This window comes from Chitinophagales bacterium (genome assembly GCA_017303415.1).
Classification (GTDB): domain Bacteria; phylum Bacteroidota; class Bacteroidia; order Chitinophagales; family Chitinophagaceae; genus SpSt-398.
The window spans coordinates 1,375,815-1,389,074 of record JAFLBJ010000001.1; the positions used below are offsets into that span (position 1 = coordinate 1,375,815).

At 45.9% G+C, this 13,260-nt stretch carries 13 protein-coding genes; 4 read left to right on the top strand and 9 right to left on the bottom strand.

Annotated elements, in window-relative coordinates:
* Position 1: 1 nt before the first annotated feature.
* Both nosZ and J0M30_06005 read right to left on the bottom strand, forming a co-directional pair.
* Positions 2-1,966: a Sec-dependent nitrous-oxide reductase gene (nosZ, locus tag J0M30_06000; protein MBN8667040.1), complete on the bottom strand. Its 1,965-nt coding sequence runs from the start codon at positions 1,964-1,966 to the stop codon at positions 2-4.
* 52 nt (positions 1,967-2,018) lie between these two features.
* Positions 2,019-2,495, bottom strand: coding sequence for a cytochrome c (locus J0M30_06005; GenBank protein MBN8667041.1), 477 nt, complete (start codon positions 2,493-2,495; stop codon positions 2,019-2,021).
* Positions 2,496-2,656: 161 nt separating this feature from the next.
* On the opposite strand from J0M30_06005, the gene J0M30_06010 reads away from it, so the two are divergent.
* The 4 genes from J0M30_06010 to J0M30_06025 all read left to right on the top strand — a co-directional run bounded on the left by J0M30_06010 (position 2,657) and on the right by J0M30_06025 (position 6,641).
* Positions 2,657-3,103, top strand: coding sequence for an Rrf2 family transcriptional regulator (locus J0M30_06010; GenBank protein MBN8667042.1), 447 nt, complete (start codon positions 2,657-2,659; stop codon positions 3,101-3,103).
* 87 nt (positions 3,104-3,190) lie between these two features.
* Positions 3,191-3,949 (top strand): DUF542 domain-containing protein, encoded by a 759-nt coding sequence (locus J0M30_06015; protein ID MBN8667043.1) that lies wholly within the window; start codon positions 3,191-3,193, stop codon positions 3,947-3,949.
* Between the two features lie 379 nt (positions 3,950-4,328).
* Entirely contained in the window at positions 4,329-5,549 is a 1,221-nt protein-coding gene (locus J0M30_06020; protein MBN8667044.1) for a PAS domain-containing sensor histidine kinase, read from the top strand.
* Between the two features lie 36 nt (positions 5,550-5,585).
* On the top strand, positions 5,586-6,641 hold the full coding sequence (locus J0M30_06025; GenBank protein MBN8667045.1) for a response regulator: 1,056 nt from the start codon (positions 5,586-5,588) through the stop codon (positions 6,639-6,641).
* Between the two features lie 65 nt (positions 6,642-6,706).
* Here the strand turns inward: J0M30_06025 and J0M30_06030 are convergent, their stop codons facing one another.
* From J0M30_06030 to ffh, 7 genes are all read right to left on the bottom strand, one after another.
* A complete protein-coding gene (locus tag J0M30_06030; protein MBN8667046.1) occupies positions 6,707-7,159 on the bottom strand; it encodes an Hsp20/alpha crystallin family protein in 453 nt (150 codons plus the stop codon).
* A gap of 131 nt (positions 7,160-7,290) precedes the next feature.
* Positions 7,291-7,677 (bottom strand): RNA-binding S4 domain-containing protein, encoded by a 387-nt coding sequence (locus J0M30_06035; protein MBN8667047.1) that lies wholly within the window; start codon positions 7,675-7,677, stop codon positions 7,291-7,293.
* A 95-nt stretch (positions 7,678-7,772) separates the two neighbouring features.
* Entirely contained in the window at positions 7,773-9,137 is a 1,365-nt protein-coding gene (locus J0M30_06040; GenBank protein ID MBN8667048.1) for a dipeptidase, read from the bottom strand.
* A gap of 58 nt (positions 9,138-9,195) precedes the next feature.
* The gene (dinB, locus tag J0M30_06045; GenBank protein MBN8667049.1) at positions 9,196-10,356 is read right to left on the bottom strand and encodes a DNA polymerase IV; all 1,161 of its coding nucleotides are present in this window, start codon (positions 10,354-10,356) and stop codon (positions 9,196-9,198) included.
* Positions 10,357-10,606: 250 nt separating this feature from the next.
* Positions 10,607-11,125, bottom strand: coding sequence for a 16S rRNA processing protein RimM (gene rimM / locus J0M30_06050; protein ID MBN8667050.1), 519 nt, complete (start codon positions 11,123-11,125; stop codon positions 10,607-10,609).
* A 135-nt stretch (positions 11,126-11,260) separates the two neighbouring features.
* Entirely contained in the window at positions 11,261-11,710 is a 450-nt protein-coding gene (gene rpsP, locus J0M30_06055) for a 30S ribosomal protein S16 (GenBank protein MBN8667051.1), read from the bottom strand.
* A gap of 106 nt (positions 11,711-11,816) precedes the next feature.
* The gene (gene ffh, locus J0M30_06060) at positions 11,817-13,142 is read right to left on the bottom strand and encodes a signal recognition particle protein (GenBank protein ID MBN8667052.1); all 1,326 of its coding nucleotides are present in this window, start codon (positions 13,140-13,142) and stop codon (positions 11,817-11,819) included.
* Between the last annotated feature and the right edge of the window lie 118 nt (positions 13,143-13,260).

Here is a 13,260-nt window from a genome sequence, read left to right on the forward strand (position 1 = left end):
ATTATTTTCCGGGTTCTGTCGGCAGGTTTGTACCGGTACTAAACGTCAGCGGTACGTTCGAACCGGCAGGGCTTACGCGGATATATCCTTGCATTTCCTGGTGCAGTGCAGAACAGAAATCGGTACAATACATGGGGTAAACCCCGACTTTTTCTGGTTTCCAAACTAAAGTCTGTGTTTCACCGGGCATAATAAGTAATTCCGCATTGCTTGCTCCTTTTACAGCGAAGCCATGGGGCACATCCCAATCCTGCTCCAAATTCGTAACATGGAAGAATACAATATCACCCAATTTTACGCCTTCAATATTATCTGGGGTAAAATGCGAACGTATCGAAGACATGTAGACATGGATCTCATTTCCTTTACGCTCCACCTTGGCCTGTCCTTCGCCTTTTGCAGCATAAGGGTGTCCATTCTCTTCAATGGCATAGATCTTCTTACTGTTGTTCATGATCAAGGAGGAAGGAATAGCTTCCGCATAATGGGGCTCGCCTATGGTTGGGAAGTCAAGGATCAACTTCATCTTTTCCCCGCTGATATCATAGAGCTGAGCGCTTTGCGCCAATTCGGGTCCGGTAGGCAGATAGCGGTCTTTGGTGATCTTGTTATAAGCGATTACATATTTTCCATGTGGTTTGGCCGTGGGGCCTCCCGGAACACTCAGGTGACCGATCGAATAATAAGTCGGTACCCGATCCACCACTTGCAGGTCACTGACCCTCCATTTTACGATCTCCGAGGATACAAAAAAGGAGGTATAGGCATAGCCATTCGCGTCAAATTCAGTGTGTAAAGGTCCCAGACCGGGTTTTTGTACTTCCCCATGTAATACGGCCTCATATTTTAAAACCGGAATGCCATCAAAATCTCCGTCATAATTTTTCGCAGCAATGGCCGCTTGAATTTTTGTAAAGGAGAATACGGGAATAACCGCAGCCAGTTTACCACTTCCCACTATGTATTCACCAGACGGATCGGTATCACAACCATGGGGCGATTTGGGGCAGGGCATAAAGTACACCATGTCAGGACAGTCCTTCGGATCAAGTACCAAAACCTCATTCATGATCGTGGATTTGGCGCTATGTGTTTTCTCATCATATACATTATGCGCATACCTAACGGGTTTCTTCTGGCCTTTTCCGGCTTTGGCATACTCTTCTGCCTTTTTCCAGTTTACGGCCATAATGAAATCCTTGTCCTTTTGTGATGCATTTACTTCCAGCAGAGTATTGGCTTTTTCAGAGTTATAACAACTAAAAAAGAACCAATCGCCCGATTTACCCTTTCCTGCACGAGCCAGATCAAAGTTGATGCCTGGTGTCAGGATCTGAAATGCCACGTTCATCGTTCCTTCTTTGGGATCAACGCCAATAAAACTTACAGTTCCTTTAAAATTGTCCTTATACGTATTGATAGGCACATCCTGATTATCACCAATAGGCACGGAGAACCTTGTTCCGGCTACAACATATTCTGAATTCTGGGTAATAAAAGGGGAGGAGTGGTTACCAGCGCTATTGGGAATCTCAATGATCTCGGCAGTTCTAAAGGTTTTTAGGTCAATGCGCGCTATACGCGGGGTATTATTGGCGTTGCCAAATGCCCATCGCCCGTCGTGTTCACTTTTTGTGACCGACAGGGCAATATGGTGCAGGTCATCCCAGGGAACAAAACCATGAGAGGTATTAAGCATGGGTTTGCTTTCTTCACTATACCCATATCCTTTTTCGGGGTCAACGGAAAAAACGGGGATTACCCGGAAAAGCCGGCCAGAAGGCAGGCCATATACAGACATTTGTCCGCTGAACCCTCCCGAAACGAAATTGTAAAATTCATCATACTTACCTGGCGCTACATATACTTTAGTTGCGGCATCACCACTCACAGCGGATTGCGTTCCTTTTGGCTTGCACGAAAATAGTGTGAGGGCAAAGAAGGTAAGGAGCAGGCTGGCCTGCATCCATTTCTGATAATTGGCAGTCATGTTGGATAATTTTAAATATTAAGCATTCCTATTTTTCTCCGTCATTCTGTCGCATGAATTCGATCACCTGACGGGCCTCATCCGTAGTAATATTCTGGTTGGGCATTCGAACCAAACATTGCTCGAGAAGTTTTTGAGCTTCCGGATCTTTTTCCAGCATCATGTCCACATTGGTGATCATGTTCATGATCCATACTGGCTCACGTTTTTTGGTCACATCCTTCCAGCCTGGGCCCACTAGTTTATCTGTGGTTAATTTGTGACAGGCCTGGCATTTCAATTCATAAATGCCTTTTCCTGACAATACCCATTCCGCATTAAGCGGGTTTTCAAATTTGATGTCACCTGCCTTTATCTCACTGCCATGCACCTCAGGCTGTTTTTCAGCCACCTTTTCAATGTCAACAGGGGGATCAGATTCTTTTACCCCTTGTTCACCACAAGAGATGAACCAAATGACAGATCCCGTTAGTAGTGCCAGGATCCATGTTTTTTCCAGCTTCATAATTGTGTGTTTTGATTTTTTGATTTTAAAAAAGACTTTAAAGTCCTTTTTGCAAAAATATCAGACGTTAAAGTCTATTTTGTTGACAGGAGTCAAAGCAGCTAATGATTATCATCACCAACGGGCAAAAAGGACACCTGTATTTTTGAAAAAACCATTTTATGTTTCTATCAAAATCATTCGGGTACGCAATAAGAGGCATATTATATATCTCCATGGTACAAGAGGAGGGCCGGAAAATTCAAGTGGAAGAAATAGCCGAGAAGTTAGCAGCTCCAAAACACTTCCTGGGGAAGATTCTTCAGGAATTGGTAAAAACCGGGTTGCTAAAATCTACCAAAGGACCTTATGGGGGATTTGAATTGATGCCTGATACATTGAATAAGCCTATTCTGGAGATTTTCAAGACCACAGACGATATTGACCAACTAGGTCATTGTGAACTGCGCTTTAATAAATGCGATATCGATCACCCATGTCCTTTGCACCACAATGTACTCAAGATTCGTCAGGATTTTGTTGAATTATTGACCAATACAACTGTAAAGGACCTGATTTCTGGAGAAACAGCCTTGACAATTGATCGTATTTCAATCAATAACCTGTAAAAAATAAGGGTTTCACCTGATTTTTGTCATGTTTCAGGAGAGGTGTTTCTTCTATTTTGCCGGGGGATTATTTTTCTAAAATTTTAGATGGTTTTAGCCGACTATAAGATCGATGGGGCTTCGTACGTCAACGAAATAGTGGCGCACGATTACCGCACAGCTGATGTCTTTCGCAAGTACGACATCGATTTTTGCTGTGGGGGTAAGTGGTCGTTGGAAGCCACCAGCAAAATGAAAGGGCTCGACCTCGAAACCCTGCTTCGGGAACTGAAATCGGCTACCCGTACGATCCAGATCTCCAATGCCTTACCTTTTGATGAATGGAAACTCGATTTCCTGTCGGATTATATCATTAATGTCCACCACCGCTACCTGAAAAAAGCCCTCCCCGAGATCAGGGAGTACGTGGACAAATTCATCGAAGGTCATCTCAAAAAGTATCCTGAACTGGAGGAAATGCAGGTCCTGATCCAACGTATGGAGAAACACATGATCCCCCATATGCAACAGGAAGAGGAGATCATTTTCCCCTATATCAAACAGATCGCCTACGCCTATTATAATAAGGAAAGCTATGCCGGTTTGCTGGTACGTACCCTGCGCAAACCCGTGGAGGACATGATGAAGAATGAACATGATGTAACCAACGGGCAATTAAGACGGCTACGGGCGATTACCCATAATTTTCAGCTTCCGGAGAAACCCTGCAATATGCACCGGGTAACCTTCTATAAGCTCCGCGAATTCGATAACGACCTGGTCCAACACCTTCATTTGGAGAACAATATCCTCTTCCCCAAGGCCATTCAAATGGAAAAGGAACTTTTGCAGAATGATCTCCATTGAGTTAACTTCACACCCGTCTTAACTCTTATCTAACTGCATGATCAAACTGAGCAGCCGGCAGGCCCAATTCTGGGCTGTGGTCATATTGATGATAATCGTTCCCCTGGGCTTCTTCTTTCCTGATTACCCAATTGCTGAAAGTGGTCTGCCCCTGGTGATCTTTTTAACCGTATTCATTCCCGGATTACGGGTCACCTGGTTCACCGGTATTGTGGCCGCATTGCTCGTGACCATTGATACCCTTCGCCACGACACCAACCTTTTTTCCCCCGATAACCTGACACTTCGGTCCTTTTCCCTGATCCTTATTCTCTTTACAACCCTGCTGGCACTGCATTTTAAAAAACAACAAAGCCAGCTTGAACTGGAAAAGCAGCACATGACCTCCCTGTTTGAAAATGCTACGGAAGGAATTGTGTTGGCCGACGGACAAGGAAAGATCGTTTTGCTCAACCCGGCTGCCGAACGGATTTTTGGCTATTCCTCACTCGAACTGATCGGTAACCGGGTAGAGATCCTGGTACCCGACAGCGTAAAAGGGCAACACTATTCCCACCGAAAAGGCTATTACCAACACCCCGGAAACCGGACCATGGGCTCAGGCCGTGACCTATTTGCCCGGCGAAAAGACGGCTCCGAATTTCCGGTGGAAGTGAGTTTAAGTCACTATCGTCAAAAGAATAATATGTATGTGATTGCCTTTATTGTGGATATCACCTACCGCAAAAAGGCAGAGGAAGGCATGATCCGACAGAAAAAGCAATTGGAAAAGATCACCAATGATATTCGTAAACTCAATACGGAGTTGGAGATCAAGGTGGAAGAACGAACCCAGATACTTAAGGAAGCGCTGACCAAACTGGAACAATCTCAGAACGAATTGCGCGATGCACTGGATAAAGAACGACAATTGAATGAGATCAAGAGCCGCTTTGTATCCATGGCCTCGCATGAGTTCAGAACCCCTTTGAGCAGCGTCCTCTCCTCGGCCTCCCTGCTTGCTAAATATACCCAGACGGAGGAACAGGAAAAACGTAATAAACACATCAACCGGATCAAGGATAGTGTCAAGCACCTCAATGAGATATTGGAAGATTTTCTATCGCTTGGCCGACTGGATGAAAACAAAGTGATGGTGAGCCATTCCACCTTTGACCTGGAAGAACTCCTGCGCGAAACCGCAGAAGAATTAAAACCAGTTCTTAAAAAGGAGCAACAGGTAGTGATCGAACATTCCGGAGAAAAGATGGTCCATACCGATAAACGATTGGTCAAAAACATCCTGATCAACCTGTCGAGCAATGCTGCCAAGTTTTCCGGTGAAGGGAAACCCATTAGGATACAATCCCTTGTTGTAGACCATTTTCTGACGATCGATGTGATCGATAAGGGGATCGGTATTCCGGAGGAAGACCAGCATCACCTTTTCAGCAGCTTTTTCAGGGGATCAAATGCCATCAATATACAGGGTACCGGGCTGGGTTTGCATATTGTAAAACGGTATGCCGACTTATTGCATGGAACTGTACATTTGCAAAGCAAACTGGATGAGGGGACTACGATCACTATCCAGGTCCCCCTTGATCACCATAACCTTTAAAAAGGATAACCAGCTCTTAAAACAAAACATGAAAGAATGAAATCAGTCCTGGTAATTGATGACAACCACGAGATCCGCGACAATACGGCCGAAATATTGGATTTGGCCGGTTACAAAACCTACACCGCCGAAAATGGGAAAGTAGGCGTGGAGATCGCCCTGAAGGAAAAGCCTTCCGTCATTGTATGTGATATCATGATGCCCGAACTGGATGGATATGGCGTATTGCACCTGCTTCGCAAAAATGAAGAAACACAGAACATCCCGTTCATTTTCCTGACCGCCAAAACAGAAAGAAGCGATTTTCGGAAAGGCATGGAAATGGGCGCCGATGACTATATCACCAAACCTTTTGAAGATATTGAGCTGCTCAATGCCATCGAGGTGCGGTTAAAGAAAAATGATATCATGGAGAACCGGTATGCACCTACCCAACAGGGGGTGTCCCAGTTCATCCGTGATGTGAAGGATACCGGGCTGATGAAACACCTGGCCGATCAGTACGATGTCGAGTTTTACAGCAAAAAGCAAACCCTTTATCAGGAAGGCAAACGCCCCCGCTATCTTTATTGTCTGCTCAAAGGAAAGGTCAAATGTTTCAAGATCCACGAGGACGGCAAAGAATACATCACCGATCTGTTCAGTGACGGAGACTTTATCGGGTACTCCGCGTTGATCGAGGATAAGAACTATGACGATTCCGCCGTCATTCTTGAAGATGCGGAGATCATGCAGATCCCCCGCGAAGATTTTCTGAATATGATCAATGGCGATATCAATATCGCCGCAAAGTTCATCCGCATCATTACACAGAATGTGAAGGAAAAGGAAGAGCGTTTGCTCAACCTGGCTTATAGTTCACTGCGTAAGCGGGTAGCCAAAGCCCTGGTGGATATTCAGGCCAAGTTCAACAATGCGGAAGGGGCACACCCCATCGAAATCTCCCGCGAAGACATTGCGCACTATGTAGGAACAGCCACCGAGTCGCTGATCCGTACACTCAGTGATTTCAAAAGCGAGAAACTCATTGAAGTACGGGAAGGAAAGATTCTCGTATCCAACCTCGACAAACTCAAGAACCTGCTTTATTAAGGAATCAATAAAAAGCCCATACCCTTTCAGCTACTGGGTATGGGCTGCCTTCCGGCACATCCTGTTTAGTTCACAGAAATGTTTTTGATCTTACGTGAAACTTTGACCTCGGATTTAGGGATCAGGATCTTCAACTCGCCATGTTCATACTTCGCATCGATCTTGTCGGGCATGCACCCTTCCGGTAGTGTGAAACTCCGGCTCCAACTGTTGTAGTTGTACTCCCTTCTGTTGAAACGCCCTTCTTTTTCCTCTTTCTCTTCTCTTTCTTTTTCTGCACTGATCGTCAGCATGTCCTCTACAACCTCTACTTTGAAATCGCCTTTGTCCAATCCGGGTGCGGCAATGCAGAGCTTAAACTCTTTTTCAGTCTCCGTTACATTTACAGCCGGTACATTGATGACCTTACCCAGGTTGAAAAACTCGTCCAATGGCGCGTTGAAAAATTTTTCCATCCAACCCCCGTCAAACAAGGTGGGCCAGGAAGTTCTGGTTTTTTCCACAGCTTTGTTTTCCATAAAAGATTTTTTAAGGTGAATGAATGATCTTTCAAATAACGGTTTTAAGAACCGTTCCTTTCTAATTTAACTTTTTAGTAATAGTAAAAACAATGATAGAGGTGAGGAAGGAGGATGATATTCCTCAAGCATCATTCTTCCAGAAAATCATCGAGATCGCGCCGTTCTTTTTTTGTTGGTCTTCCAATTTTACTTCTTCTTTTACCGGTATGAAAAGTGGCGGCCTGGTATTGGAGACGTTGTATTTCTTCAGCAGGGGTTATGTCAAGGTAATGTTTAATGGCTTCTTCATATTTCGCACGGTTGTGAAGCAGACCTGTTACCTGAATTCGCCAGCGTTTGTGCTCTGTCTTTACTTCGTATTCATCACCAATGGCAACCGAACGCGCTGCTTTGGCAGCGGTTCCCTGGTATTTCACCTTGCCCGTGTCGCAGGCAGCCGCAGCCAGGGTACGCGTTTTAAACAAACGAATGGCCCAGAGGTATTTGTCAAGTCTCAGTTTCTCTTTCTCCGGCATATTCTCTTAGTCTCTGCGTAACTCTGCGTTCTCCTGTTCTCCGCGGTAAAATTCACCGCAAAGAACAGGAGAACGCTGAGTTACGCAGAGGATTGTTATTGAGCAAAGTATAAATGGAAATAGGGAATGGTCTCGATCCCTTTATAATAATTTTCGATGTTGTATTTTTCATTCGGGCTGTGCAAGTTATCATTATCCAGCCCAAAGCCCATAAAGATTATCTTGATTCCAAGTTCTCTTTCCAGGATCGAGCAAATGGGAATACTTCCTCCACCCCGCACCGGAATGGGAGCTTTTCCAAATGTGGTTTCCACCGCTTTTGCCGCGGCTTTATATCCTTTGCTGTCAATCGGCGTCATATACGGCTCACCGCCATGATGGAGTTGGGCTTTTACCTCTACAGAAGGTGGGGCGATGGATTTGAAATAATTTAATAATTTCTCGGTGATCTTATCGGATGACTGGTTTGGTACAAGCCGTGCGGAAATTTTTGCAAAGGCTTTCGCAGGCAACACGGTTTTAGCGCCTTCTCCGGTATAACCTCCCCAAATTCCGTTTATTTCAAGCGTAGGCCTGATGCCTGTGCGTTCATACGTTGTATATCCTTTTTCACCCCACAACTCTTTTACGCCCAATTCGTCCATGTATTCCTTTTCGTCATACGGCGCTTTATTGATCAGCACCCTTTCTTCGGGACCAGCTACTACCACGTCATCATAAAATCCAGGGATGGTAATATGGTTATTTGCATCATGGCAGCTCGCGATCATTTGGGCAAGGATGGTGATCGGGTTGGCTACCGCACCGCCATAGGTCCCGCTGTGCAGGTCACGTTTGGCACCGGTAACTTCCACTTCGATATAGCTTAACCCACGCACACCTGTATCCAGCGATGGATTTTCCATACTCAACATGGAACTATCACTGATCAGGATCACATCGGCTTTCAGCATGTCTTTATGATCGGCCACAAATTTGCCCAGGTTAGGGGAACCCACTTCCTCTTCTCCTTCAATCAGGAATTTAACATTGGTGGTCAGGCTATTTGTTTTGCTCATTATCTCAAGAGCTTTCACATGCATATAGAACTGCCCTTTGTCATCCGCGCTTCCACGGGCAAATACCTTTCCGTCTTTTATTGTGGGTTCAAAGGGAGGGGTATGCCATAACTCCAGTGGCTCAGGTGGTTGCACATCATAATGGCCATACACCAGTACCGTTGGCTTTTTGGGGTCAATGATCTTTTCACCATATACAGCAGGATGTCCGCCGGTATCCATTACCTCGGCTTTATTGCATCCTGCATCCAGCAGACTTTTTTTCACCGCTTCAGCACAGGCCAGCATATCCCCCTTGTGTTCACTTTTTGCACTCACAGAAGGGATCCGGAGTAGCTCCATCATCTCGGTTAAAAAACGTTCTTTGTTATTTTCCAGGTATTCTTTCCAGACTTGTGACATGATGAGAAATTTTAGAGTACGAATATACTAAAAGCTAAAAGCCAATAGCTATCAGCTATTAGCTTTTAGACTTTTTTGTGTTAATGCCTTTAGTCACCGACTTAGTCCCAAATCGGTCTTTTATCTCGTCTACAGCTTTGTAGAGCTGTAGTTTTTCGACCTGGTTGTCAAATAAACTCATTTGCAGATTAAGTGGAATGAGTTGGCTGAACCGGACACCCAACAGGCGCACGGGTCTCCCTTTTTGCCAGGATTTATTAAACAGGTCCTTTACTTTGGCGATCAGCACATCATCCAGGGCAGTATAATCAATGGTTTCCTGTTTGGAGATCGTCTCAAAATCCGAATACCGGATCTTGACTGTGATACAACCCGTCATTTTTTCATCCTCCCGCAGGGAATAGGCGGTTTTTTCGGTAAGCCGTACCAGTTCTTTGTATAAAAAATCAAGATCGGTCTGATCCTTGTCAAAGGTATTTTCATGACTCATGCTTTTCTGCACCCAGTCGGTATGTACCTCTGCATTTCCTCTGCCCTGTGATTTTTCCCAGAGCGATTCACCCCATTTGCCCAGTTTTTTTTCCAGAAATTCTGGCGTAGAGCGGGCTATATCGCCAATGGTATATAATCCCATGCTCTTCAGGAGGAGTTCGGTTTGTTTTCCGACACCATTGATCTTTTCCACGGCAAGGGGCCAGAGAAAGGCCGTTTCCATCCCATGTGGTATTTCTAAAAAGCCATTGGGTTTGGCCTCATTGGTGGCGATCTTGCTGATGAATTTTGCGGAGGAAAGTCCACCGGAGATCGGAAGCCCGGTTTCTCGTATAATGGTCTCCCTGAGTTCCTGCGCATATTTGCTCACCCCAAAAAATTTATCCATACCTGTCAGATCGATATAGAATTCATCGATCGAGGCTTTCTCAAATAAGGGCACTTTATCCGCGATGATATCGGTGACCCAGCGCGAGTATTTAGAATACTCTGAGCGGCTGGCATTGGTGACGATGGCCTGGGGGCAAAGTTGCATGGCCCTTTTCATGGGCATGGCCGAATGGATCCCAAATTTGCGGGCCTCGTAGCTACAGGCGGCCACCACGCCGCGTTCATAACCACCCACCAGTACCGGTTTTCCACGCAACGCGGGGTTATTGAGTATCTCTACCGAGACAAAAAAGGAGTCAAGGTCGAAATGGGCGATATGGTGGAGTGGGATGGGGATAGATGACGGATGACAGATGACGGATGACAGATGACGGATGGCAGATTGCAGATGTTGGATGTTGGATGTTGGATGTTGGATGTTGGATGTTGGATGTTGGATGTTGGATGTTGGATGTTGGATGTTGGATGTTGGATGTTGGATGATAAATGGCGGGTAAAGTTACGTTGGATCGGAATAAATGAGAAAAGTAGATTTATTTCATCCATCATCCAACATCCAACATCTGTCATCTGTCATCCGTCATCCCTCACCCCACATACATCTCCACCAACCCTTCCGGCAACTCCACCTTTACTTCTCTTTTCTTATGATCGATCTTTACCAGGGTGGCTTCCATTACCGGGGCGAGTAATTCTTTTCCATTGATCTCGAGCCGGCAAAGCAGTTGATGAGGTTGTTCGATCACTTCAAGAATCGGCCCCAGGGGTTTGCCGTGATCGATCAGGGTATAACCCAGCAGGTTCATGGGTGCATTCTTGGCCGTGAATTTCTTAAAATCAGGTTCAGGGATCCAAACGGCTTTTGGTGTGAGTTTGGCCGCGGCCTCGCGGGTATCCACGGTTTCAAGTTTGATAAAAACCTCGTCTTCGCTCTTGATCCGGGTGGATTCAATAAACCAGGGAAGGAAACTGTCTTTCCGATCCTCCAGGAATAGGGTCGTAAGACCTTTTAAAGAGGTTTTCTTTCCCAGGTTGTGTTCAAGGACGAGTTCTCCTTTGAGGCCATGAACGGCGACAAGTTTTCCTATGTTGAAGTATTCGGGCAAAGGGCTGAATAGTGAATGGTGAATGGTCAATCGTGAGAGGTGAGGCGAGAGAGGTTTTCTAATGAAAAAGTGGTGAATAATGAACCCAAAAGAATTCACTACTCACCACTCACGTCTCACGACTCACGGTCAAAGCTATTCTTCCGATCCTGTGCTGCTTTCCGGCTTTCTTTCAGCTGGGCGGCGTGGAGGAGGGTTTCTTCTTGCTCTGCGGGCGCGTTGTGCATCTTCCTGGCGTTTTTTCACCTGGGCTTCATGCTCGGAATGCCATTTTTGGAATTTTTCCATAGCGGTGGCATCGTCGAACAGACCCAGTTTAACTCCGCGCAGAAGGTGCTTCAGGTACAATACACCTTTGAAGCTCAGGATCCGACGAACAGTGTCGGTGGGTTGAGCACCTTTGTTCAGCCATTCCAGGGCTTTTTGACGATCCAGGCTAATGGTAGCCGGAATGGTCAGGGGGTTGTACGTACCTAATTTCTGAATGAATTTTCCATCGCGAGGGGAGCGGCCGTCGGCCACTACGATGAAATAGAACGGTCTCTTCTTAGACCCGTGTCTTTGCAAACGGATTTTGACTGGCATCTTAAATAGACATTTAAATGCGTGAATAAATAATTGTTCGGACTGCAAATGTAAATCAAGAAGGGAATATTCCCAAACCCGAAATACACGAAATTGTCATTGTTTATCAAGGCCTTTTCATGCCTGGGAGCATGCGTCCCACGGACATTTTATTCATATTTTTCATCATTTGGCGCATCTGGTCAAATTGTTTCATGAAATTATTGACCTCGCTGATGTCCTTTCCGGCCCCTTTGGCGATCCTTTTTCGGCGGCTTCCGTCGATCAGATCGGGGTTTTCCCGCTCCTCGAGGGTCATGGAATTGATCATCGCTTCGATCCCCTTAAAGGAGTCATCGCTGATATCGACATCTTTTATGGCCTTGCCCATTCCCGGGATCATTCCCATCAGGTCCTTCAGGTTGCCCATTTTCTTGATCTGCTCCAATTGCATTTTGAAATCGGCAAAATCAAACTTGTTCTTCCGGATCTTGCTTTCCAGTTTTTTGGCCTGTTCCTCGTCAAAATCCTGCTGTGCTTTTTCTACCAGGGAGGTGATATCTCCCATGCCCAGGATCCGTTGGGCCATCCGTTCAGGGTAGAATACATCCAGTGTATCCATTTTCTCCCCTGAGCTAATGAATTTAATGGGTTTGTTTACCGTGTATTTGATGGAAAGTGCCGCACCGCCCCGGGTATCACCATCGAGTTTGGTCAGCACCACGCCGGTAAAATCCAGCATGTCATTAAAGGCCTTGGCGGTATTGACCGCATCCTGACCGGTCATACTGTCCACTACAAACAGGATTTCCTGTGGATTGACCGCCTTCCGGATATTGGCCACTTCGGTCATCATGACCTCATCGATCGCGAGGCGACCGGCAGTATCGATGATCACCACATTCTTGTTCTTGCTCCGGGCTTCTTTGACCGCATTTTCCGCAATGGAAATGGCATCCTTGTTCTCCAGTTCGAGGTGAACATCCACTCCGATCTGCTCACCCAGTACACGCAACTGCTCCATGGCCGCAGGCCGGTATATGTCTGCCGCCACGAGTAGCGGAGAAAGTCCCTTTCTTTTCTTGAGGTAATTCGCCAGTTTGCCGCTAAATGTCGTTTTACCACTACCCTGCAAACCTGCGATCAGAATGACGGCCGGACTGCCTTTGGCATTGAAAACCGCCTCTTCGCCACCCATGAGATCGGTCAGTTCATCCTTGACGATCTTGGTCATCAATTGACCCGGGGAAATGGCCGTGATCACTTTTTCCCCCATGGCCTTGTCTTTCACCCGGTCGGTAAATTCCTTGGCTATCTTATAGTTTACATCCGCATCCACCAGCGCACGACGGATATCCTTCACGGTAGAGGCAATATTGAGCTCTGTGATGCGTCCCTGGCCTTTGAGGTTCTTAAAGGCGGATTCGAGCTTTTCTTGTAATGAGTTGAACATAAATGAGATTGATTGCGCGGATTACTGCATAAAAAAAGAATGCAATCAAACGATCACATTCTTTTTTCGGTTTGTAAAATTAGGAATAATGTAGAAATTTCTCCTTATGTTTTTCTGC